Here is a 24,080-nt window from a genome sequence, read left to right as displayed (position 1 = left end):
GCTCGCGGGGGAGTGCCCCCTCTGCGGCGCTGGGGCGCCTTGAGGACGGAGCCCCCGCTTTGCGTGTCCGGTACACGCCCTCTAGGTCGCCTATCCCCTTGAGGTAGGGAAATATAGGTGGCTTGGTACGGGGTTTCCTTCTCAGGCTAGCTTGCCTCAGTCTGGGGTATATGAGGCTGGTCTGGGGCTGAGTTTCGTGTGCAGCTCGCCTGAGTTTGGGGTGGGCAGGGTTTTACACGTTAAAAACGGGTGGCGTATTCGCTCCGGCACTGCGAATACGCCACCCAAACACACCACACTCCACAAGACAATGCAGAGCGCGCGGGATCAACCATCCCGCAAGGTTCCCGTAACCCCCATCGCGCACCACGGTAGGCGACGACAGAAGAACGGGAGCTTATGACCGTTTGACACGCACAACGCCCCCTCGTACAGGTATACAAAGGCGCACGCCATGCGATCTTCCGGAAGTTTATTCGGAAGAGCTCCCACGCCGGTTCCGTTGAGAAAAACAATTCGGTGTGGTTGCCTCCCGATGGTGAAGCACCTCAGCATCGTGTGCCGCATAAACCGCGCAGTTTAGTGCGCGCAGATGCTGCGTCGAAAACTATCCAAAGAATGCAGTCCACGGAGTAGTCTTCCAGCTTCAAATGGCAGAAGCTTAAGGGTTTGATGTGAGTGCTCGGATGGTCCGAATCATGTCGCTCTCAACGGAACCGGTTTATCGGTGATGGGAGCTCCTGTAGATAAGAATAACCTTAAATCACCCCTGGAGTAAACCTTAAACCAATAATTTAACCTTATTGTTATAATTCCTTGTCATAAAGGTATTGACGGGTGTTCAATGTGTTCTGGTAACCCCTCAGAAGGTCCTCATAACTCTTTGGTCTGTTTGGTGCTCTCCACCGTTATGAAACCGTGATAAATCATTCCCGAAAATTGAAGAATCGGGTCCAAAACGGTCCCGCACGTGGCTGCCGCGAGGGCTTGTTGAGAGGGTCTTGAAGATGCGCCGAGAGTACAGTCATAAAACGTCATCTTGTCACGGAAATTATCCCAGAGAAAACAAATTAAACCCCCGGCGTGCGCTGTGGCATAATCAGTATCAACATCGTGCTCCGGGGTCGGTGAAATTCCGAACCGGCGGTCACAGCCCGCGAACCACTCTCGCAGGCAGGCAAAAAATCATACGAATCTTCGCATCCGCACAGGATGCAAGACTCCGCTAGAGAAGCCCGCCCGCAAGAGAGGCCGAACCGGTGAAAATCCGGTGCCGACAGTACAGTCTGGATGGAAGGTAGCACGAGCAGAAAAAGGCAGGAGCGCACTCTGTCGAGCCGCCCGAGAAACCTTGGGACAGCTTGCATCGCGCACCCAACGCAGTTGTTTCAGAGAGCATCAGCTTTCTGTGTAGCAGGGGAGAGGCACCTTTCGTAGGTGCCGGTACGTTATTCCCCTCGATCGCAGTCTCTGATTTCAGCCACGGTTTTCAGCCACGGTTGGCTGAATCGCCGCTCCCGCCTCACCACGGATACCGGCCATCCCATAAATCGGGCACCCCATAAGATGCCCGCGGTAGCCGCCCTTTCTGTTCCTCTCCCCGGAGCCGCCGCAGATGCGCACCCAGCGCATCCGACACACGGTCCAACTCAGAGAGGAAAGAAACAATGGACATCTTGCGGTGGCTCTTCGACGCACAAATTCACGTGGGGGATCAGTCCCTCCTCGTGCGCGAAGTTCTCGGAAACGCATTCGGCCTGGCATCGGCGCTCGGCGGAATGCGACGCAAAGTATGGGCGTGGCCCGTCGGCATTCTCGGCAACCTGCTGCTCCTCACCGTCTTCCTGGGCGCCCTCGTCGGCAGCCCGCACCCCGTCACCATGCTCGGCCAGGCAGGCCGCCAGATCATGTTTATTGCCGTGTCCATCTGGGGCTGGCATCGTTGGCGTGCAACCCGCGCCGCCGGTGGTGACGCCTCCGAAGGTGCCGCGGTGATCCCCAAGTGGGCTACCAACACCGAACGCGCAGGCCTGGTTGTCGCCATGGTCGCAGGCACCCTGCTACTCACCCCCATCTTCCGCGCCCTCGGCTCCTACGAACCCGTCTGGTCCGACGCCTGGATCTTCACCGGCTCGCTGCTCGCCACCTACGGCATGGCGCGCGGCTGGGTTGAATTCTGGCTCATCTGGGTTGCCGTCGACCTGGTCGGCGTGCCGCTGCTGTGGAGTGCAGGCTACTACGCGACCTCCTTCATGTACGTGTTCTACGGGTGCTTCACCCTGGTTGGTTTCTTCGTCTGGTGGCGCACCCGCAACCTGGAGGCGCAGAAGACCCAGGTACAGACCCAGTTCCCCGACGTGACCGTTGAAGTAACCGACGTGCAGAAGGGCCGTGCATAAATGCCGCAGAACCCCTCGCAGCAGGTGCTGGCGAGCGCGCACCTGCCCGTAACCGTCACCCCGAGCGTATCTTCGCCGCGCAACGATGTGGACTATTCTGCCGCGGAGTACGGCCACCTCGCCGGGCTGCCCGCCGCACGCACCCTCCAGCTGCCCAGCCCCGAGCAGGAGCTCAGCCACGCAGAAGCCATGACCCTGGCACTGCAGGCGGCACGCCAGGGTATTCGCGGCGCGAATCCCCTCGTCGGCGCCGTCATCACTGACGCGCACGGGCACCTGCTGCACGTGGGCTACCACCGAGGCGCAGGCACCCCGCACGCCGAAGCAGACGCCCTCGCCGCCGCCCGAGCCGCGGGAACCGACCTCACCGGCGCCCGCATGTACGTGAGCCTCGAGCCCTGCAACCACACCGGACGCACCGGCCCCTGCTCCCACGCCGTCGCCGAGGCGGGCATTAGCGAACTCTACTACGCCTACAGCGACGACACCGAAAACGCAGCCGGAGGCGCCGCCTACCTGCGCTCGCAGGGCGTCACCGTGCACGCCATGGAGGAGTTCGCGAACGCATCCTACCTGCTGAACGAGCGCTGGTTCATTGCCGCCGCCGAACGCCGCCCCTTCATTACCGCAAAGAGCGCCTCCACCCTGGACGGGTTCATTGCGGCAGCTGACGGCACGAGCAAGTGGATTACCGGCCCCGCCGCGCGCATTGACGGGCACTTGATTCGTCACCGCGCCGACGCCGTCATGATCGGTACCCGAACCACCCTCATGGACAACCCGACCCTGGACGCGCGCGACGCCAACGGGGAACGCTTCGAGAAGCAGCCGCTGCGCGTGGTCATGGGCAAAACCGAGATTACCGAGAACTACCGCGTGCGCGGCCTCAACCCGCCCGAAGGCGTGGAGGCGGACCCGCAGAACTTCCTACAGGTCTTCACCCACGACCCGCGTGAACTGCTCGACGAACTGTACGCCCGCGGGGTGCGGCACCTCATGATTGAGGGCGGCCCCGGCATGGTCGGCCTCTTCGCCGGTGAAGACCTCATCGACGAGATGGTCTGGTACCGCGCCCCCATGATCATGGGGCAGGGCAAGAGTGCCGTGTACCGTCTGCTCGTGGACACCCTCGCGCAGGCGCCGCGCCTGCAACTGGACGACCTGGGCATGTTCCCGGCGGTGCGCGTGCTCGGCAATGACACCGCAACGCACCTGGTGCCGGCACCTCGCGGAACGGCGCAGGAACCGGGTGAGCGGCGTACCCTGCCGAAGCTGGACGCCTGCCACGCGCCCGAACCGAGATTAGATTAGCCGAGGCTGGACTAGTCGCGGCTGAACTAGCATCCGCCTGGGTTGAGCGCGGGCGGGGGAGTAGTACCTCAAGGAACCCCCGCCGGCGCCCGGCTAGTTTGTGCCGGCTGGTTCGTATGCTGGCACAAAAGCTCCCCGTCACGGGGAATATTCGAAAAATACGTATAGTTATACCGACGAACAAACCATCGCCGCCCGTCGCCCTCAACGACGACGCCCCGGCGGACACGGCGAGAAAAGGAAAGCACACATGTTTACCGGAATCATTGGCGCCCTCGGCACCGTAGAATCCATCACCCCCATCGAAGGTAGCGACGCAGCCTACCTGACCCTCAACGCCGGAGACATCGTCGCCGACCTCGAACACGGCGGATCCCTCGCCGTCAACGGTGTATGCCTCACCGCTATCGACCTCGACCAGCTGCAGCCCGGCCAGTTCCGCGCCTACGCGATGGGTGAGACTCTGCGCCGTACCAACCTCGGCAACCTGAACCCCGGCGACACCGTCAACCTGGAGCGCTGCCTGCCCGCCGGTGGCCGCCTCGACGGTCACGTCGTGCAGGGCCACGTGGATGCGGTCGGTACCCTCGCATCCGTCACCGCGCACGAGGCGTGGAGCACCCTGCGCTTCAACCTGCCCACCGAACTGGCACCCCTGCTCGCTGAGAAGGGCTCCATCGCTGTTTCTGGCGTGTCCCTGACCGTCACCGCGGTATCTGAGCCCGGCGAAAGCCCCGCATGGTTCGAGGTCGGCCTGATCCCCGAAACCCTGAAGGCAACCAACCTCGGCGCCCTCAAGGTTGGCGACAGCGTGAACCTTGAGACCGATGCGCTCGCTAAGTACGTGCAGCGTCTGACCGCGTTCGCAGGCGTGCCCCAGGCTTCTTCCTCTGAGCAGGTTGCGCCGCGTCGCGCCGACGCCGCAAGCGTCCTCGACAGCGTGCAGACCGCAGTGGACGCTATCGCCGCAGGTCGCGCCGTAGTCGTCGTTGACGATGAAGACCGCGAAAACGAAGGCGACATCATCTTCGCCGCCGAGCACGCAACCCCCGAGCTGATGGGCTTCATGATCCGCTACACCTCCGGCGTGGTCTGCGCACCCCTGAGCAACAAGCGTGCCGACGAGATGAACCTGCCGCCCATGGTCACCAACAACGAAGACCCCAAGGGCACCGCATACACCGTCTCCTGCGATGCGGCATCCGGCGTGAGCACCGGTATCTCCGCGGCGGACCGCGCCCGCACCGTGCAGATCCTCGCGGATGCAGCCTCGACCCCGGCGGACATTACCCGCCCCGGCCACATCTTCCCGCTGCGCGCCGTTGACGGCGGCGTGGCGGAACGCCCCGGCCACACCGAAGCCGCAGTGGAACTCTCCCTCGCGGCGGGCCTGTCCGGCGTGGGCGTTATCGCCGAGGTCGTGCACGACGACGGCTCCATGATGCGTTTCGACGCACTGCGCGCCTTCGCCACCGAGCACAACCTGCCCATGATCTCTATCGAAGACCTCATCAAGTACGTAGCTAAGGCGTAGGAGAACGCATGAGCGAAACCCCTAACACCCAGGCAACGCCGGGCACTCCCGCAGAGCTGAGCACCCCCGCGGCTGTCACCTTGGCAGAGCCGGGCACCCCCTCAGCGGACACCTTGGTCGAGTCGGTTGAGGCGCAGGCTGAAGAGCTCAGCACCGAATCCCTGCGCATCGCCTCCCAGCTCGCTGAAGGCTACCGAGTCAGCCCCCTCGATATGGTGCCCAACCCCAGCCCGCTGCTGGTCGAAAGCACCGAAGAGATCGCCGTACCCACCCCGCAGGGTGTGTTCGGCCTGCGCGCCTGGCGATTCGCAGACGGCGCCGAGCACATCAGCGCCCGCGCCCTCGACCGTGACGGCACCCCCGTACCCGCCGAGGACGGGGGAGTGCCCGCGGTACGCATCCACTCCGAATGCGCCACCGGCGATATTTTCGGTTCCTTCCGATGCGATTGCGGCCCCCAGCTGGAGAACGGCCTGCGCATCATTGGCCACACCGGCGGGTACCTCATCTACGTGCGCAACCACGAAGGACGCGGCATCGGCCTGGTCAACAAGCTCCGCGCCTACGCGCTGCAGGATGCCGGGCTCGACACCCTCGACGCGAACCTGGCGCTCGGCCTGGACGGCGACATGCGCGACTACTCGCAGGCGGCACTGATCCTGCAGGAACTCGGTGTGAACGAGCTGAGGCTCGTGACCAACAACCCCGCCAAGCAGGAGGCGCTCGAAAGCCTCGGCCTGCAAGTCACCGAACTCATCCCGGACGAAATTCCCGCCCGAGTCGAGAACGCACACTACCTGCAGACCAAGCGTGAGCGCATGCGCCACGTGCTCAAAAGCGCGTAGCGGCACCCCTGCAAACCCCTAATTTTTCAAAAACCAAAAACCCACAAGGAGAACACTATGAGCGGCGTAGGCGCAGCAGACACCACCCTCAACCCCGAAGACTACAAGGGCTTCAAGCTCGCAATCGTAGCGGCAAGCTGGCACACCCAGGTCATGGACGGCCTCATCGACGGTGCGCAGCGTGCAGCACGCGACGCAGGCATCGAGCCGACCCTCGTGCGCGTTCCCGGCACCTTCGAACTGCCCGTCGCAGCAACCCGCCTCGCTGAGAAGTTCGACGCAATCGTCGCGCTCGGCGTGGTCATCCGCGGCGGCACCCCCCACTTCGACTACGTCTGCCAGGGCGCAACCAACGGCCTGACCGACGTGTCCGTGCTGACCGGCCGCCCCATCGGCTTCGGCGTGCTCACCTGCGACAACGAGCAGCAGGCACTCGACCGTGCAGGCCTGGAAGGCTCCAACGAAGACAAGGGCTACGAGGCGACCGCAGCGGCACTGCAGACCGCAGCAACCCTCAAGCAGTTCAGCAACTAACACGGCTGAACGGTACGCGGCTCAGTTCCACGAAGAGAACTATTGGATCTTCACCGTGGAACTGGGCCGCAGTACCGGTTAAACTGAAACAACGCGCGGCACTAGAGCCTCAGTATGCTGAGCCGCAGCGCCACAGCGCGCTCAGGTGATAGCGCACCGACGCGCTCCCAACCCAACACCAAGGAGTACAGCAATGCAGGATTTGGGCACCATCACCCCCAGCCTCGAAGAATTCCGCGCCCGCGCAGCCGGCACCCGCGTCATTCCCGTACACATCAAAATCCTCGCCGACTCACTCACCCCCATCGGCATCTACCGATCCCTCGTACTCCAAAACGACCAGGGCGAACCCGTCGAAGCAGCCCACGGCACCTTCCTGCTCGAATCCGCCAAAATCTCCGCAGAAGGCGAATCCGCAGCCTGGGACCGCTACTCCTTCATCGGCGCATCCTCCCGCTCGACCCTCACCACCGTTGACGGCGCAGTCCACTGGCAGGGACGCACCCCCGCCGGCGCACCCGTCGACGGCGATCCCGTAGAGGCCATCGCAAAGACCCTGCAGATGCTCTACACCGAACCCGACCCGACCCTGCCGCCGCTCACCTCCGGCCTGGTCGGATACCTCGGCTGGGACGTCGTACGCCACTGGGAGCACCTGCCCTTCCCGCCCGCCGACGACGTGAACCTGCCCGAATTCGCGCTCAACATGGTCTCCGACATGGCAATCCACGACAACAAGGACGGCACCGTCCTGCTCGTCGCCAACGCCATCAACTTCAACGGCACTAGCGAAAACGTTGACGGCGCCTACGAGGACGCCGTCGCGCGTTTGCACAGCATGCTCCGCCGCCTGCAGCGCGGCGCCACCGCAACCACCTCCACTCTCTCCGGCGTGGCGGACATTGACCGTAAGGTCCGCGAAGACGTCACCCTCACCTGGAGCGAACAGGGCTTCAAGGACGCCATCGACCGTTCCAAGAAGAACATCATCGACGGCGATGTCTTCCAGATTGTGCTCTCACGCCGATTCGAAGCCGAAACCAACGCCAAGGCACTCGACGTGTACCGTGTACTGCGCCAGTCCAACCCCTCGCCGTACATGTACCTCTTCAACTTTGAAGACAGCAACGGCACCCCCTTCCACATCGTCGGCTCCTCCCCGGAGGCGCTCGTCACCCTCAAGGACGGCATCGCCAGCACCCACCCCATCGCCGGTTCCCGCCCGCGCGGCGCAACCCGCGAAGAAGACCTCGCACTCGCCGAGGAACTGCTCGCCGACGAAAAGGAACGCTCCGAACACCTCATGCTCGTCGACCTGGCACGCAACGACCTCTCACGCATCGCCAAGCCCGGCACCGTGTCCGTCGACCAGTTCATGATCATTGAGCGTTTCAGCCACATCATGCACATTTCCTCCGCCGTCAGCGCCGAACTCGACCCGCAGTTCAGCGCCTACGACGTGCTACGCGTCGCCTTCCCGGCGGGCACCCTCTCCGGTGCACCCAAGCCGCGCGCCATGCAGCTCATCGACGAATACGAACCCACCCGCCGCGGCGTCTACGGCGGCGTATGCGGCTACTTCGACTTCGCCGGCAACATGGACATGGCAATCGCCATCCGCACCGCCGTACTCAAGGAAGGCACCGCCTACGTGCAGGCGGGCGCGGGCCTCGTCATGGACTCCAACCCGGACTCCGAAACCCTTGAGACCGTCAATAAGTCCGCCGCCCCGCTGCGCGCCGTGCTGACCGCCTCCGGCCTGGCACCCCTCGACGCAGACGCAGCCGTCAACGCCACCAAGTAACCCAAGGAGACACCATGAGCACCGTTCTCGACGAGATCATTGTCGGCGTCCGCGAAGACCTCGCCGCCCGTGTACAGCAGGTTCCCCTCGAAGAAATGAAGAAGCGCGCCCTCGCAGCCGCACCCGCCCGCGACGCACTCGCCTCCCTGCGCGGTGAAGTGCCCGGCGGCGGCAACGGCGCAACCGCACGCATCATCTCTGAGGTGAAGCGCTCCTCACCCTCCAAGGGTGCCCTCGGCGAGATTCCGGACCCCGCCGCGCTCGCCGCACGCTACGAGGCAGGTGGCGCAGCCGCAATCTCCGTGCTCACCGAACAGCGCCGCTTCAACGGCTCCCTCGCCGACCTGGACGCTGTGCGCGCCGCCGTGAACATCCCCGTGCTGCGTAAGGACTTCACCGTCGACGAGTACCAGATTTGGGAGGCCCGCGCGCACGGCGCCGACCTGGTGCTGCTCATCGTCGCGGCCCTCGATGAGAAGACCCTGCGCGAGTTCCTCGAACTCACCGAGTCGCTCGGCATGAACGCGCTGGTCGAGACCCACACCCCCGAAGAGATTGAGGTCGCCCAGCGCATCGGCGCCAAGATTGTGGGCATCAACGTGCGCAACCTCAAGACCCTTGAGGTCAATAACGAGCACTACGCATCCCTCGCGGCGCACCTGCCCAACTCGGTGATTAAGGTTGCCGAGTCCGGTGTCGCCGGCATCGAGGATGTGCGCGCCTACGCCGGCGCCGGTGCGGATGCAATCCTCATCGGTGAAGCGCTGGTACGCTCCGGCGACCCGGAAGGTACCGTGCGCGAATTCTCCAAGGTGCCCGTGAGCCGATAGGGGGTGCTAAGAGATGGCATACCGGACGCCGCTTGCGGGGGAGTGAGGCTTCCGTGGGCTAGGGTTTGAGAGAGGGCGTATCGGACAACGCTCGCGGGGGAGTGACTTCCGTGGGCTAGTTGTTTGAGAGGTTGTACCGGTTCACGCTTGCGGGGGAGTGCCCCCTCTTCAGCGCCTGGGGGCGCTTCGAGGACGGAGCCCCCGCTTCGCGTGTCCGGTCGCCCTCTAGGTCGCCTACCCCTCGGGTGGAGGATAGAAGGGGTTGGTAGGTGGGTACCTTCTCGGGGTAGCTCGCCGCAGTCTTGGGTATATGAAGCTGGTATGTGGTTCCCTTCTCTAATTAGCTCGCCTTGGGATGGTTGAAATAGGGGTTGGTCTGGGGTTTCCTTCTCGGGTCAGCTCACCTGATTCTAGGGTTATTTATCCTGTCGGATTTTTATCTACTTCCCGGATACAGACCTGATACATAGAGATAGAGCCGGTGCCTGCTTCGCAGCAGGCACCGGCTTTTTACTTATTAGAGAGCTCTTAGCGGCCCGTATAGTCCGTGTCCGCAATATCCTTCGGCCAGCGCGCCTTACGGAACGGCGCCCACGTAAACGCCGCCGCCACCAACAACAAACCACTCATAATGAACGCCGGAACAAAACCCCACGCATCCGCAATCAAACCAGCCACCAGCGGGCCCAAAATCATACCGAAATCGCTACACATCTGATACACCGCCAACACCTGACCACCACTGCGGCGAGTACCAATCACATCAGACACCGCAGCCTGAATCGACGGACCCATAAACGCCGCACCAATACCCAGACACGCCGTCAACGACACAAACACCCACGCCACCGGCGCGAAACCCATAAACGTCACCGCAGAACCCGCCAACAGCAGACCCGAAAACGCCATCACACGGCGACCAAAACGATCCGAAAAACGACCCGAGAACGTCTGCGTCAACGCATTACCAAACGAGTTCGTCGCCATCGCCAAAGACGCCAACAGGGTACCCGCAACCGAATTCGACATATCGCCACCAGTCGCCAAATACGCCGCCGCCAACGGAATAATCGACGACTGCACACCAAACACCGACCAGCCAATCGCCCAATTCGACACCAACGCAGAACGGTAATTCGAGAACTTCAACGCGTCACGAACCGTCATCGCAGGCAGATCACTCTTACCCGCAGCGCCGCCGGATGCAGCAGACTTAGCGCCCTTACCGGATGCGCCAGCCTGAGTGTCAGCAGGGGAAGGCGCCGCCGACGGCAACACCCCGGTGCCCTTACCCTCAGCCAGTGCCGCCGCCTCCATAATCGCGTCGCGCTCCGCCTCCAGCGCCGCCTGCGAAGGCATCAAGAACCACACAATCAGACCCGCCGCCAGCAGCGAAAAACCATACACAATGAACGGCGCACGCATACCAAAGGGCGCCAGCGCGCTCGCAATCACCGGGCCCAGCAGGTTACCCAGCAGGAACGCCGTCGCATAATAACCCGAAATACGGCCGCGCATATGCGCCGGGGACAGGCGCACCAGCAGACCCATCGCGGAGACCGTGAACATGACCGAGCCGATACCCGCTACCGCACGCGAACCCAGCAGCACCCAATAATCCCAAGCGAACGCAATCATAAACGACGTCACCGACACGATCAGCATGCCAATCGTGTACACCGGACGCTCACCCCAGCGGGTAATCAGCTGACCCGCCGAGGGCGCAAAAATCAGGCGCGTAATTGCGAGCGCAGAAACCACCATCGTCGCCATGGTGACCGTGGCATTAAAATTCTGCGCATAGTTCGGCAGCACCGGCGCCACCAAACCAAAACCAACCGCAATCATGAACGACGCAGCAATCAGAACCTTCAAGCCGGTCGGCACGCGGTTCGGGTCAATCGTGTGCGGGTCAAAAACAGGCGGTGTTTTGGCAGGGTTCCTCATGTTCATCCTCGAAATCGTGCGGTGCCGTGCGGCAGCCGCGGGCCCCACCCGCAACTGTCAACCATGTGTTCGGCTAAAAAACTTAACAGTGTCCAGTCTACTCCGCCGACAGCCGGGCATGCGCGTAACCTCGACCAGTCAAACCGCCCAAACCGGTAAGCTAGTAGTGTGAATGAAACGATGATGATGATTTGCGCGATCGTGCTGGGTGTACTGGTTATTGCCGGTGTGCTTTTCGCGGTTCTGCGCCGACCCAAGAAGACCGCGAACCTGCAGTCTTTGCGTCAGGAGGCGGCTAAGGCCTCCGGCGGTTCGGCGGAAGAACCCGAAAGCTCGGCACCTCGCGCTATTGAACTTGATATGCCTGACCCGTCCGCGGGTCGCCTGGTGCGCCTGCGTGCCCGCCTGGCTCGTTCGAACAACATGCTCGGCAAGGGTCTGCTGGCTCTGCTTTCTCGCGACCGCATCGACCAGGATGTCTGGGATGAGGTTGAGGAAACCCTGCTGCTTGCCGACCTGGGTTCTGAGCCGACCACCCGTCTGGTGGAGGCGCTGCAGCAGCGCGTGCGCGTTGAGGGTACGAGCAACCCCGCCGCGGTGAAGAAGATGCTCCGTGAGGAGCTCGTGAAGATTGTTCGCCCCGACATGGACCGTGAACTGAAGACTGCCGGTAGTGACGGTAACCCCGGCGTGGTGCTGGTTGTTGGCGTGAACGGCGTGGGTAAGACTACGACCGTCGGTAAGATTGCCCGCGTGATGGTTGCTGACGGTCAGTCCTTGATTCTGGGTGCTGCGGATACGTTCCGTGCCGCTGCGTCTGAGCAGCTGACCACCTGGGGTGACCGCGTGGGCGTGAAGACCGTGCGTTCCGAGAAGGAAGGCGCCGACCCCGCATCCGTCGCATTTGACGCTGTGAAGGCTGGCAAGGAGCAGGGCGTTGACACCGTGCTCGTGGACACCGCAGGCCGCCTGCAGAACAAGTCCGGTCTGATGGATCAGCTCGGCAAGATCAAGCGCGTGATTGAGAAGGAAGCGCCGGTCACCGAGGTTTTGCTCGTGATCGACGCGACCACCGGCCAGAACGGCATGGTTCAGGCGAAGGTCTTCGGCGATATCGTGGACGTGACCGGTATCGTGCTGACCAAGCTGGACGGCACCGCGAAGGGCGGTATTGTGGTCGCCATTCAGGAGGAGCTCGGCGTTCCCGTCAAGCTCATCGGCCTGGGCGAAGGCCCGGACGACCTGGCACCGTTCGACCCCGAAGCATTCGTGGACGCACTGCTGGACTAATATCCTTTTTACTTCTGCGCCGAGAAGCCACATGTGTTTGGAACACATGTGGCTTTTCCGTTGAACTGGCCTGATACATTTTGGGGATGCCCAGAGAAGCCTCGAGAGAGTGCAAGAATTACACTCCCTCGAGGCTTGATTCCTATGCATTTACTGGTAGAACAGGACGTCGCGCTGTGATGACTTCAAAATAATGTTGAGGTACGCGCGATTTCTCTCTCAATATCTCAGACGGAACGCCTGACTCCTCGATGAGACTAATCGCATGAGGAATTAGGGACGGTTCTTCGAGAGAAGAAATAAGACCTGGTTCCTTGGAACGCCATCCGTTACGAGAAACGGTAACCATTGCGTTTCGGTAGGCATCGTCTGAAAGGCGGCCCAGTTCTTTAGCCCTATACAAAAGAGCCTGCATACTGATGCCCCAATATTCCTTAAGCTCCTTCAGCTTCATCCAGCCTTGACCGTTCATGACTGTAGGCAATTCATCCTGAATGCATGCACTTGGTGCCAAAAATTCTGCGGCAAATGCATGAGCCTGAGCCTCAAGAACCTTATGACCAGGATCAGCATCAGCATGCATTACTAGGTGGCCTAGTTCATGGGCGGCATCAAAGCGTTGACGGTAGTAATCACCCTTTGTCGGGTTCAGAACTACTACTGGAGCCTCGCTACCAAAAGTGGAGTATGCATCAATTGCTGCACTGTGGAATGGTGCAAAGACAACGACGATACCATGGTTCTCCATGGCGCGGACAACATGTTGGACAGGCTTATTTCCTAAACCCCAATCTTTACGAACCTGCTCAGCTGCTAGACGAGGAATCTCAGAACCGGGAAGGTCAGAATCAGTCAAGATGCTGGGAAGTACCAGGTCCGGGAAATCGACGTACTCATTCATTGTATGTATAACATCCTGGACAACCTGCGTATACGCTTGAGCCTGGTTGCGGCTAAGCTGAGTTGTCGAGCGTAAGGACCTAAAGTGAGGTGCGCCAGAAATTAATGGGGCTTCTGAGAACTGACTTTCAAGAAAAGATGGAGCAACGCCAAGAGTCAGAGCTAGTGCGTAGACATTATCTTTAGTTGGGTTTCGGTTACCCGACTCCCAATGAGTGATAGTGACAGCACTAACTCCAAGACTCCTAGCCAAATCGCTCTTGCGGACACCTTGAAGTTCTCGAGCTAACGTGAGCCTCCTTGGGTCAAAGGAGAGTATGGGGGAAGAATCTTGTACAGACATAATGCTTTCGCGGACAAAGAGTGTGGTGTATGAGTCATAACAGCTCCTACTCGGCTGCCTTCTTCAGCTTAACATGAGCGTCAGGAACTGCCGGGGCCTCAGGATGGGTCGTAGACTGAACTTCTTCCTGCGCGGAATCGATGGCGGCAAGGAATTTCGACGATGCTGCATGATCGAGTACATCAATGGTCCATACCCAAGGGCTCTGGTTGCGACGTTCGACCGGAGCAGGTAGACCAAGGGCAAACTCCTTAAGTTCACCTTCGGGGGAAATATTATACGCTACTACCAAAATGGGGAGACGCAACGGCAAATCTTCGACGAGATCATCCAACCCCGGAATATCGAGAGTGTCCTGAACGTAGTGATTCGTTGCTGAAATAATTCGCTTTTTCGTGCTGCTCTCCCAACGAATCTTGTCAATGCCACCGAAGCGGTTAGCGCTTTGCATTACCAGGGAGCAACAGGTGCTGACCTCCCAATAGGGCATGTTCTTGTACGAATCACTGCGGTAAAGACCACGCCGACGGCTCAATGCAGTGAGAAGCGGATATGCTTCCTGCGGAAGGTCAGTTGCCAAAGCGTTGAGATTCTTAGTGATAGGTTCATTTTGAAATGAGACAAACTTATCACCGGTAAGGGTGACACGATTAAGATTTTCAGCAACAAGCTCGTAGTGGTTCATGCCCTTGCTGGCGTTCCGTGCATGTTCAGGGTAGTCCGGGTTATTCGCCGCAAGCTGGATAATCTTTGCCGCAGTGGCCAGAGTATCCAAAACCCCGAGGTCTTTAAGCCAGTCCTCCATGACCTTCTTGTTGCTATAGGGAGAGTGGGACATTATTAACTCCTTTGAAAAATATTGTTTGAAAATTAACTAAATAATACACTGCGATTCTATCATTAACAACTGATGGGTGCTTATATGTGTCTATGGCGGGTATGGTGAAGGCGATAAAAACACTCCGAAGCCCATAATGACGACGGGCAGCACACGATGCGGGGCTCTGGGATATTCTGAAATTAGAAGATGCGTAGAAAGAAGGCGCACAGGACCCTCAAACAGGCCTGAGCATCGCACACCATACAACCCAATTCACCCCGAACCTCAGCGAAGGAGCTACCATGGCAGCCACCAACCTCCCCGGAACTCTTCCCGCCCCCAACTACCGACCCACCTACCGCTCCAATGGCGCGTGTGATGACCTCGCCGCACTCGTTGCACCGTACAGCCTTTCGCGCGCCCAGCTCGCAGAGGCTACCGGCATTGCCGACGAGGCTACCGTGAACAGCTGGGTTGAGCAGTGCCGCCCCGACCTTGCGGCGGATGCTCCCGTGCCCCTTGAACCCGTGCTGCGGTACCTGGACGAAACCTACCTGCCCGACCCCGCAAACTGGCCCGGCGATAATGCCTACGACGAGTTCGTCCTCGAGAACATTGCCACCCGCATGCTCGCTCGCGTTGTTGCTAACACTTTCGCCGCTGACCGTTCGGGTAACTACCGTGAACTTCTCGCGCTCATTGCGACCCTCGTACTGATTGCCCGCTACTGGGATGGCACCGATGAGGCTTTCCTGACCCTGCTCAACGCCGAGCCCACCGCGGAAGCGGAAGAGTACCTGCAGGAGGCTATCGCGAACGCCCCCGAGTCTCTGCACCCTCTCCTGACCGAGCTGCTACTACCCGCCCTGCGCGAGGCGCGCGGCACCTTCACCGCCGCCGAGGCGCAGCTGCTGACCGGCTACGCGCTTGCCGCCGGATACTTTGCGGGTGAGCACCCCTACGAGACTCTGAACGGCATCCACGTTGCGTTTGCCTCAGACGACCGCGCACTGCCCGATGATGAGCTGATGAGCCGTGTTGAGGACGTCCTCAAGGCTAACTTTTCCGCCGCTCGCGCGGAATCTGGTACTGCTGACGAGAACCAGGAGCCGCACCACGTCACCCTGCCCGGCGACCAGGACGGTTACGAAACCGCCGCGCACCTGATTGCCGCCCTGCCTCAGGCACACGACGTTATCGCTTTCAGCGCCCACCCCGGCGAAGGAACCAGCGCGCTCGCCGACGACCGCCGCGCCGCCTTCACCCTGTACCTGTGCTATCTGCTCCTCGGTGATGACGAGTCTTCGGAGCAACGCGCCGCTGAGCTGTACCGCGCCAGCTGCGAGAACTAGCTAGATGCTGAAAAGCCACATGTGTTTCGAAAAGCCACGTTTTTGGTGGCTTCTCGAAACACATGTGGCTTCTCGCGGTTAACGGTGGTTGTTAGTGTGGCGTGATGGTTGGCCGCCTACACCGCTTGCCTACACAGCTACGGGCTGTTCCGCGCGAATCGCGCTGTAGGTAGCGTCGCTGACGGTCACGCCGTACTGGTTGGAGGCGAGCCGCAGGATCTCCTCAACGGTGTAGATGCGGAACACGCCGCCTCCGGTTGCCTTAGTGTATTCACGCAGCAGCTGGCGGTTCGCGAGCTGACGCACGTGTTCGCCGCCCGATGCGGCGCGTACCTGCTGACCGTTGCGCAGCCAGGTGTCGCGCACACCACCGGTGACGAAGACGCAGTCGGTGCCTTTCACGCGGGTGGTTGCTTCGGCAACGCACTGGTTCCAGAGCGCGAAGTCGGCGTCAAAGCTGGCGTTAGCGAGCAACGGGTGGCCCTGTGCGAGGGCTTCGCGGCACTGCTGTTCGTGGCGTTCGGGGCTGGGTGCCGCACCCACGTGTCCGGTGAAGATGCGGTTCAGTCGCGGCAGGATCGTGTCATCTTCGCGGCGTGCCATGTTGATGGATCCGGTGTCGGTGGTGGGTTCAAGGATCCTCATGATCTGCGCGATGGAGTGGTCCAGCTGGTGCGTAACTGAACGCAACGCGCTCCAGGGGGAGTTGCGTTCTTCGGGCAGGGTTTCTTTGAAGGATGCGAGCGCTGAGCGGACGCGGTCTGCAGCGGCGGGTACGGGGGAGGCGCCGTCGAGTGCTGCCCAGAATTCTTTGAGTGCCTGGTGGGGGAGGAAGGCGTGTCCGCGTAGCTGTGAGTAGGCGCGGAGGATTTCGTCGCTAATGTGGGTTGGGTAGTTGTAGAGGCTTGCAAGCGCGGTGGAGTCGAAGGCGATGAGAATTCCGGGGTGAATGGAAGTCAGCGGGGCGCGATCGAGTTCCTTGTACTCGACGAAGTCTGAGTACAAGGTGCGTGCTTGACGGGTGATTGACATGAATCCCCTCCGGGTATCGAGTATGGTCGGTCAAATGCGAGTGCCGGAGAAGTCGAGGAGAATAATCCATTCCAGTGTATCGGCCTTCTTTGGCAGGTGATGGAGTTTCGGTATAAATATTTTGTTTATTACGTTTGTATCTAACCCGACGACGCGTTATTGCATGTCAGAGTCATTTTCGGGTCTATGTTTTAGGTGTGAATTTCGCCGCGTGACCTCTGCGTTGTGCGGGTTTTTCTTTGTGGTCATGAGCAGTATAGAACAAAAACATGCATTAAGATGCAAAATCTGCGTGGTGGCTCAAAAATGACGAAAGAAAACTCCTCCCACCTGCACATAGGACGCATATAACACGCGGGGGACGAGGCGAGAAAGTAGATGAACATTTATTCCCTCCTGTAGACTTTAAGTGATTCAAATTTGATAAAGGAGAAGAGTAATGTCAGAGCTGACCACTCAAAACCAGGCGGAGGAGCAGGGCCCGGCCCGCACCGTCGTCGTGGCTGAAGACGAGGCATTGATTCGCCTCGACATCGTTGAAATTCTGAAGGACCAGGGTTTCGATGTTGTTGCAGAAACCGATAACGGCAAGACCGCCGTCGAGCTAGCGCAGAAGCACCGCCCCGACCTCGTCCTCATGGATGTGAAGATGCCGATCATGGACGGCATCACCGCAGCTGAAGAAATTGCGAAGGAGCAGATTGCTCCCGTCGTTCTGCTGACCGCATTCAGTCAGAAGGAACTCGTAGACCGTGCCGTTGAGGCAGGCGCTATGGCGTACGTCGTCAAGCCGTTCTCCCCGAACGACCTGGTTCCCGCAATCGAGGTGGCAATTAGCCGCTACGAGCAGATTCGCGCTCTCGAGAAGGAAGTGGGCACCATCCGCGACCAGTTCGAGACCCGCAAGCTCGTTGACCGCGCAAAGTCGCTGCTCATCACCAAGATGAACCTGACCGAGCCGGAAGCATTCCGCTGGATTCAGAAGACCTCCATGGACCGCCGCCTGTCCATGCGCGAAGTTTCCGACACCATCATCAAGCAGCTCTCCTAAGCACAAGACGTGCAAAGTACGTGACAGTACAGGTACGAATGCACGCTACGGCGAAGACTAGGATTCGCCCGTATGCGCCTTCAGCTGGCCAGTATCTGATCAGCACCTTTTCATGACACACAAACGCCCCACCCCTCACGATGAAGCTGAGGGACGGGGCGTTCGTGTTTAACGGTTCGCGGGTGTGCGCCGCGAATCGGGTGCCTAACGCGGGCGGGAACCCGGCGCTACACGGAACTTAACGCAGGTAGCGGTTCAAATCATCTTCGTCATTGTTTGGGCCGCTGATGGGGCGGTCCGTGGGGGAGCCAGCCCAGAGCATACCGCCGGTACCGAGCATTACGCCCAGCCACCAGAAGCTGCCGGGGTTGTTGATGGCGGTCACCAGGCACACCAGCATCACGCCGATTGCGATGGGCAGGACAATGCGCTTGGCGCGCACAATCTTCGGGTAACGCTTGAAATAGGGGGTGCGCTCGCGGGCCATGGTGCTCCTTCTGGTCGTACCTTCTGGTGGGGTGTCGGCGGGGTGCCGTGTACCCCGTGCTTCTACGATTTTAGGCTACTTGCTGAGACTGTAGGACTTTATACTGCGGGAGATTATGCAGTGGGGCGGGGAATCAGCATGTTGGTGATGCGTGCGGTGCAGGTGGTGCGGCCGCGCTCATCCACAATGTCGATGGAGTGGATGCACAGGGTGCGTCCGAGCTTGACAGCGGTGCAGGTTGCGGTAACCACGCCGGAGACTGCCGGGCGCACGTGGGTTGCGTTGATGTCCACACCGACTGCTACGAGGTTTTCGCCGCCGTGCACACCCGCGGAGAGCGAGCCGAGGGTCTCGGCGAGAACCACGTTGGCACCGCCGTGCAGCAGACCGATGGGCTGGGTGTTACCGGCGACGGGCATGGTCGCAACGGTGCGTTCTGCGGTGAGTTCCTGGAACTTAATGCCCATGGCGGGGATGAGCTCGCCCAGGCCGCGGGGGAAGTAGGGGTGCAGGTGCTCGGGGATGCCGCTTTCGGTCAGCTGCGCCTTGATTTCTTCTGCGCTGAGGGTGGTGGGTGCTGCCGCGCGGACGGGTGCGTGGTGTGTGTTGTTTTCAGTCATGACTTCCAGTGTACTCCTCGGTTTTTGTTGCTTTAGGCGGGATAGCTTTTCGCGGGTGCTTCCGGGTGCGGGTCAGCCCCGCCTCCTGAACTCAGGAGGCGGGGCTGAAAAACGCTATGGAAGCGGAGAGGATTAGGCGGAAATGGCTTCTGCCTTTTCGATGTCCTCGTCGCGGATTTCCTTATCGGGATTCGCTCCGATTGCCTTGGAGATGCGCTCGGTCAGGGTTGCGATGGTCGCGTCACCGGTCACGTTGGTCGCGGTGCCGAAGGAATCCTGAGCCAGGTACAGAGCAATCATCAGGGCAATCATGGAGGAGTCAAAGCCAAGCATAGACTCCAGCAGACCGATTGCGGTCATCACGCCACCGCCGGGAACGCCGGGAGCGGCAACCATCATCACGCCGAGCACTAGAATCATGGGAACCAGCGAACCGAAGTCGGGGCTCTTACCGGTCATGAACAGCACAGCCACCGCGCAGGAGGTAATGGTGATCATGGAGCCGGAGAGGTGAATGGTTGCGCACAGCGGAATCGCGAAGTCCACCACGCGAGCAGAGATGCCAGCCTTCTTTGCAGAACGCACGGTCACCGGGATGGTCGCAGCCGAAGACTGGGTGCCGATTGCGGTGAAGTACGCGGGCATCATGGTCTTGAGCATCTGGATGGGGCTACGGCGAGACACCGCGCCAGCCACCGAGTACTGCAGGGCCAGGGTGACCCAGTGCAGAATAATCACCATGACGAACACAAGACCGAAAACGGAGAGAATCTTGGCGACCTGACCGGCGAGGGTCATGTTCGCGAACACGCCCACAATGTGTACGGGCAGCAGGGGGATAATCACGTAGCTGAGCATCTTCTCAACGATGACCTGGAAGTCCTCGAAGAGGTTCAGCATTGCGCGGGTCTTCAAAGCGGTAATGCCCAGGCCCAGGATGAAGGAGAGAATCAGGGCGCTCAGCACGCCCATAATCGGGGTCAGCTGAATGGAAACGTAACCGGTGGAGAGGGCGTTCTCGGGGTTATCGAAGGATGCGAGCTGCTGACCCTTCAAGATGATGGGGTAGAGCAGCAGTGCGCAGGTCAGTGCCAGGAAGCCAGCAAGGACGCTGGAGAGGTATGCCAGACCCACGGTGATGCCGAGCATCTTGCCTGCACCCTGCGCGAGAGAACCAATGCCGGGCACGATGAAGCCGATAATAATCAGTGGAATCGCGAAGCTTAGGAAGGCGCTGAACACGGTGGAGAAGGAGACGAAGAGCTGCACAATGAAGTCGGTGGCGATGGATGCGCCGGTTGCGTCATTAATGCCGCTAATCATTCCGGGGGTCAGCAAGCCGATGAGTACACCCGATGCAATCGCGATGAGAATCCATACGAGAAGGGGTAGTTTTTTGAGTGCCTTCATAGTTTCCTAAATAAGGGTTCGTTGTGTGTTGAGCGCGGGATGTGCCCTCACGGTCCGGTGAATCCTGCCGGTGAATTCTGGGTAGAGTTCTGCCTATGAATACACGGGATGTGGGGGTTCCTACGCTGGAGGCGATAATAAGGTTATATATTATCTGGAAACTGTATTATTATCCACCTCACATAGTGGCTTGGGGCACAATTTTTGGGACAAAACTCACCAAACGCCCCCCACCGGCACCTACATATGAGGTAAAACTCTTTCCACACACCCTGTTATTCCGCTATATGGCACAGCACCGGCACCCAACACAGCACCGACACCCAACACAGCGCGGGCGCCTCCCCACAGGGCTAACCAGTAGCCACCGAAACTAGCCCCCCGAACCCAGCCGTCACGAAGCCAACCACCAAGAAAACTCAGACTCGATACACTAGAGGAGTGACTACAGAGAACAAAACCCTCCTGCTCATTGACGGACACTCCCTCGCCCTACGCTCCTTCTTCGGCATCTACACCATGGCCGAAAAGACCGGACAGCACATCTTCGTGCGCAGCGACGGCCAGCACACCGAAGCCGTCCACGCCTTCCTCTCCACCCTGCTGAGCATCATCAAAGACAACCAGCCCAGCCACATCGCCGTAGCCTTCGACCTACCCGGCGGCACCTTCCGCACCGCCGAATACGGCGAATACAAGGGCGGCCGCAACGCCATCCCCGAAGCCTTCAATGGCCAGATTGACCTCATCAAAAAGATGCTCGGCGCGCTCAACATCCCCGCGCTCACCTACGAAAACTACGAAGCCGACGACATCGTCGCAACCCTCACCCGCCGCGGCACCGAAGCCGGCTACAAGGTCCTCATCCTCTCCGGCGACCGTGACATCTTCCAGCTCGTCACCGACGACGTCACCCTGCTCTACCCGGTCACCACCGGCCCCTCCAAGGGTATTCAGCGCATGGACCCCGCCGCCGTCGAAAAGAAAACCAAAGTACCCCCGCACATGTACCCCGACCTTGCCGCCCTCACCGGCGAACAGGCGGACAACCTGCCCGGCGTACCCGGCGTGGGTCCCGGTTTCGCCGCTAAATGGCTCGGCGAATACGGCTCCCTCGACGCCGTCATCGAAAACAGCGACAAAATCGGCGGCAAGAAGGGCGAAGCACTACGCGAAAACATCGACAACGTCGTGCGCAACCGCCGCCTCAACCAGCTCGTCAACGACCTCGACCTGAACGTCACCCTCGAAGACACCGCATTCACCCCCGACCTGGATGCACTCAACACCTTCTTCGACGAAGTAGAATTCCGCACCATCCGCAAGCGCGCCGCCGACACCCTCGGCCCCATCGTGCGCGCCGCCGGAACCGCAGGCTCTGCAAGCTCCACCGCAGAAGCAGGGGAGGAGGGCGCCCCCAAGAAGGCACCCACCGGCCCCGTCTACGCACCCATTGCCACCAGCGCACCCACCAAAAACGCAGACGCAGCAGCATTCCGTGCCTTCTGCGCCGCCGCAGCCGAAGAAAACTACGGCAACGACGAACAGGGCGTGCCCATCGCCGTACCCGAACGCCTCGAAGGTGCCGTGACCCTCTACCCGGTCACCAACCTGCCCGTAGCACGTCCCGCCATCGGCGACGCACCCGCCGTCAAGGTCACCAAAACCAAGATCCGCGCCGCCGAAGAAAACCCCGAATTGCTCGGCGTGCTCCTCACCAGCAAGAACACTAGCCTCTGGATCGATACCCGCACCATCGACCCGGAACTCGACGCCGCCCTCGCCGCCTGGCTCTCCGACGAAGCAGCCCGCAAAATCGTCATGGACCTCAAGGTTCAGCGCAAACTCCTGCGCGCCTACGGCTACGAACTTGCCGGCGCCGTCGAAGACCCCGCCCTGTCCTCCTACATGTGCGGCTTCATCCCCACCGCAACCCGCAAGCTCTTTTCCGAACGCATGGAAGACCTTGCCGAACGTTACCTTTGGATCCCCAAGGACCCCTACGCGCAGCTCGTCTTCCAGCCCGAAGAAGACGAGGCAGAACCCTCCCTCTTCAGCCTGCCCGGCGAAGCCGAACCCGTCGACAACCTGCGCTACTTCACGCAAATCAGCCGCATCATCCACGAACTCGCACGTCTGCTGCACTTCGAAATGGAAGAGCACGGCCAGCTGAAGGTCTACGAAGAAATCGAACTGCCGCTGCTCTACGTCCTCGCAGACATGGAGCAGGCAGGCATCGCCGTCTCCGACGCACTCCTGACCGAATTGCACGACACCTTCTCCGCACGCGCTAACCAGGCGCAGGACGCCGCACGCACCATCATCGGCGACACCGTCCAAACCGACGACGGCGAAGAACCCCTCAATCTCGCCTCCGTCAAACAGCTGCAGACCGTGCTCTTCGACAAGCTCGCCCTGCCGCACACCCGCAAAATCAAATCCGGCTACTCCACCGACGCCGAATCCGTCACCGAACTGCTCACCAAAATCTCCCCGGAGTCCGACGGTGCCGCATTCCTCGGTGCGCTCGCCGCCTACCGCGACAACATCAAGCTCGTACAGACCGTCGAAGGCCTGCAGAAAGCAGCCGCCGACGACGGACGCGTGCACACCACCTTCCAGCAGGGTGCCGCCGCCACCGGCCGCCTCTCCTCGACCGCGCCGAACCTGCAGAACATCCCGATCCGCACCGAAGAAGGCCGCCGCATCCGTGGCGCATTCATCGTCGCGCCCGCACCCGTCGATGGTGTGGAGTACGAGGGTCTGCTCACCGCCGACTACTCGCAGATCGAAATGCGCATCATGGTGCACCTCGCCGCCGACGAGAAGCTCATCGCAGCCTACGAAGCGGGGGAGGACCTGCACCGTTACGTCGGCTCCGAAGTCTTCGGCGTCGCCCCCGAAGAAGTCACCCCCGAGCAGCGCTCCAAGGTCAAGGCAATGTCCTACGGCCTGGCATACGGCCTGTCCCGCTTCGGCCTCGCCAAGCAGCTGAACATCAGCTCCGATGAAGCAGGCGAACTGCGCACCAACTACTTCAAGCGCTTCGGACGCGTGGGACGATTCCTGCGCGGCGTGCTCAAGCAGGCACACCAGGACGGCTACACCGAAACCATTTTCGGCCGCCGCCGCGTGCTGCCCGACCTGGACTCGCCCAACCGTGTACGCCGAGAAGCCGCCGAACGTGCCGCCCTCAACGCCCCGATTCAGGGCACCGCCGCGGACATCATCAAGATCGCCATGATCAACATTCACCGCCGCCTGCGCGAAGAGGGTCTGAAGACCCGCATGCTACTGCAGGTGCACGACGAAATCATCCTCGAAGTCGCCACCGGTGAGCGTGAAGCCGCCGAACGCGTGCTCGTCGAGGAGATGAGCGGTGCCGCCTCCCTGCGTGTTCCTCTGGATGTGCAGGTCGGCTGGGGTAAGTCCTGGCAGGAGGCGGGCCACTAGGCGCGTTTCTTCCGCCTGGCTCCGCATGGAAAAGCGGTGCTCAGCTTGGCTCTGCGTGGGATGCACTGTTCCGCTTGGAAAGGTGGTTATCGTCCTCGTTCCTACAGGGAACCCGCCC

Annotated in this window: 18 protein-coding genes, 1 pseudogene and 1 riboswitch; of the genes and pseudogenes, 11 read left to right on the top strand and 8 right to left on the bottom strand. The window is 60.6% G+C overall.

Going from position 1 to position 24,080, the window contains the following annotated elements; translation table 11 throughout:
* The first annotated feature begins 1,109 nt into the window (after window positions 1-1,109).
* A riboswitch (FMN riboswitch) is annotated at window positions 1,110-1,308 on the top strand.
* A gap of 359 nt (window positions 1,309-1,667) precedes the next feature.
* From pnuC to trpC, 7 genes are all read left to right on the top strand, one after another.
* Window positions 1,668-2,399 carry a nicotinamide riboside transporter PnuC gene (gene pnuC, locus HMPREF2845_RS07505; protein ID WP_049337701.1) on the top strand — a complete coding sequence of 244 codons (732 nt, stop codon included), beginning with the start codon at window positions 1,668-1,670 and terminating at the stop codon, window positions 2,397-2,399.
* A complete protein-coding gene (gene ribD, locus HMPREF2845_RS07500) occupies window positions 2,400-3,710 on the top strand; it encodes a bifunctional diaminohydroxyphosphoribosylaminopyrimidine deaminase/5-amino-6-(5-phosphoribosylamino)uracil reductase RibD (RefSeq protein ID WP_070634361.1) in 1,311 nt (436 codons plus the stop codon).
* Between the two features lie 250 nt (window positions 3,711-3,960).
* Window positions 3,961-5,244, top strand: a complete 1,284-nt coding sequence (ribB, locus tag HMPREF2845_RS07495; RefSeq protein ID WP_070634360.1) for a 3,4-dihydroxy-2-butanone-4-phosphate synthase — start codon at window positions 3,961-3,963, stop codon at window positions 5,242-5,244.
* 8 nt (window positions 5,245-5,252) lie between these two features.
* Entirely contained in the window at window positions 5,253-6,089 is an 837-nt protein-coding gene (locus HMPREF2845_RS07490) for a GTP cyclohydrolase II (protein WP_141752962.1), read from the top strand.
* A 57-nt stretch (window positions 6,090-6,146) separates the two neighbouring features.
* Window positions 6,147-6,623: a 6,7-dimethyl-8-ribityllumazine synthase gene (ribH, locus tag HMPREF2845_RS07485; protein ID WP_005506244.1), complete on the top strand. Its 477-nt coding sequence runs from the start codon at window positions 6,147-6,149 to the stop codon at window positions 6,621-6,623.
* A 193-nt stretch (window positions 6,624-6,816) separates the two neighbouring features.
* Window positions 6,817-8,427, top strand: coding sequence for an anthranilate synthase component I (locus HMPREF2845_RS07480; RefSeq protein WP_070616439.1), 1,611 nt, complete (start codon window positions 6,817-6,819; stop codon window positions 8,425-8,427).
* 14 nt (window positions 8,428-8,441) lie between these two features.
* On the top strand, window positions 8,442-9,257 hold the full coding sequence (gene trpC, locus HMPREF2845_RS07475) for an indole-3-glycerol phosphate synthase TrpC (protein ID WP_070634359.1): 816 nt from the start codon (window positions 8,442-8,444) through the stop codon (window positions 9,255-9,257).
* Window positions 9,258-9,785: 528 nt separating this feature from the next.
* On the opposite strand, the gene HMPREF2845_RS07470 is transcribed toward trpC, so the two are convergent.
* Window positions 9,786-11,204 (bottom strand): MFS transporter, encoded by a 1,419-nt coding sequence (locus HMPREF2845_RS07470; RefSeq protein WP_070634358.1) that lies wholly within the window; start codon window positions 11,202-11,204, stop codon window positions 9,786-9,788.
* A 180-nt stretch (window positions 11,205-11,384) separates the two neighbouring features.
* On the opposite strand from HMPREF2845_RS07470, the gene ftsY reads away from it, so the two are divergent.
* On the top strand, window positions 11,385-12,494 hold the full coding sequence (ftsY, locus tag HMPREF2845_RS07465) for a signal recognition particle-docking protein FtsY (protein ID WP_070634357.1): 1,110 nt from the start codon (window positions 11,385-11,387) through the stop codon (window positions 12,492-12,494).
* 142 nt (window positions 12,495-12,636) lie between these two features.
* On the opposite strand, the gene HMPREF2845_RS09420 is transcribed toward ftsY, so the two are convergent.
* From HMPREF2845_RS09420 to HMPREF2845_RS07455, 3 genes and pseudogenes are all read right to left on the bottom strand, one after another.
* Window positions 12,637-13,350 carry an ImmA/IrrE family metallo-endopeptidase gene (locus HMPREF2845_RS09420; protein WP_246824641.1) on the bottom strand — a complete coding sequence of 238 codons (714 nt, stop codon included), beginning with the start codon at window positions 13,348-13,350 and terminating at the stop codon, window positions 12,637-12,639.
* A 186-nt stretch (window positions 13,351-13,536) separates the two neighbouring features.
* Window positions 13,537-13,737, bottom strand: a pseudogene (locus HMPREF2845_RS09505) (helix-turn-helix domain-containing protein); the annotation flags it as partial.
* Between the two features lie 46 nt (window positions 13,738-13,783).
* Entirely contained in the window at window positions 13,784-14,575 is a 792-nt protein-coding gene (locus HMPREF2845_RS07455) for a hypothetical protein (protein WP_070634355.1), read from the bottom strand.
* 284 nt (window positions 14,576-14,859) lie between these two features.
* Here HMPREF2845_RS07455 and HMPREF2845_RS07450 point away from each other — a divergent pair, with 284 nt between their 5' ends.
* The gene (locus HMPREF2845_RS07450; protein WP_070634354.1) at window positions 14,860-15,909 is read left to right on the top strand and encodes a glycosyltransferase; all 1,050 of its coding nucleotides are present in this window, start codon (window positions 14,860-14,862) and stop codon (window positions 15,907-15,909) included.
* Between the two features lie 129 nt (window positions 15,910-16,038).
* Here the strand turns inward: HMPREF2845_RS07450 and HMPREF2845_RS07445 are convergent, their stop codons facing one another.
* Window positions 16,039-16,941 (bottom strand): PIN-like domain-containing protein, encoded by a 903-nt coding sequence (locus HMPREF2845_RS07445; RefSeq protein WP_070634353.1) that lies wholly within the window; start codon window positions 16,939-16,941, stop codon window positions 16,039-16,041.
* A gap of 439 nt (window positions 16,942-17,380) precedes the next feature.
* On the opposite strand from HMPREF2845_RS07445, the gene HMPREF2845_RS07440 reads away from it, so the two are divergent.
* A complete protein-coding gene (locus tag HMPREF2845_RS07440; RefSeq protein ID WP_005509159.1) occupies window positions 17,381-17,992 on the top strand; it encodes an ANTAR domain-containing response regulator in 612 nt (203 codons plus the stop codon).
* Window positions 17,993-18,230: 238 nt separating this feature from the next.
* On the opposite strand, the gene HMPREF2845_RS07435 is transcribed toward HMPREF2845_RS07440, so the two are convergent.
* From HMPREF2845_RS07435 to HMPREF2845_RS07425, 3 genes are all read right to left on the bottom strand, one after another.
* The gene (locus HMPREF2845_RS07435; RefSeq protein WP_005506231.1) at window positions 18,231-18,479 is read right to left on the bottom strand and encodes a hypothetical protein; all 249 of its coding nucleotides are present in this window, start codon (window positions 18,477-18,479) and stop codon (window positions 18,231-18,233) included.
* 113 nt (window positions 18,480-18,592) lie between these two features.
* Complete coding sequence (locus HMPREF2845_RS07430) at window positions 18,593-19,099, bottom strand: PaaI family thioesterase (RefSeq protein ID WP_070543074.1); 507 nt, start codon at window positions 19,097-19,099, stop codon at window positions 18,593-18,595.
* Window positions 19,100-19,231: 132 nt separating this feature from the next.
* Complete coding sequence (locus HMPREF2845_RS07425) at window positions 19,232-20,509, bottom strand: dicarboxylate/amino acid:cation symporter (RefSeq protein WP_070634352.1); 1,278 nt, start codon at window positions 20,507-20,509, stop codon at window positions 19,232-19,234.
* Window positions 20,510-20,950: 441 nt separating this feature from the next.
* Between HMPREF2845_RS07425 and polA the strand changes: the two genes are divergently transcribed.
* A complete protein-coding gene (gene polA, locus HMPREF2845_RS07420) occupies window positions 20,951-23,962 on the top strand; it encodes a DNA polymerase I (protein WP_070634351.1) in 3,012 nt (1,003 codons plus the stop codon).
* The last annotated feature ends 118 nt before the right edge of the window (window positions 23,963-24,080 follow it).

Origin of the sequence: Rothia sp. HMSC065B04 (assembly GCF_001812285.1) — a bacterium.
GTDB classification, from domain to species: Bacteria; Actinomycetota; Actinomycetes; order Actinomycetales; family Micrococcaceae; genus Rothia; species Rothia mucilaginosa.
The sequence above is the reverse complement of the archived record's forward strand: the minus strand, read 5'-3'. Positions and strand labels throughout refer to the sequence as shown.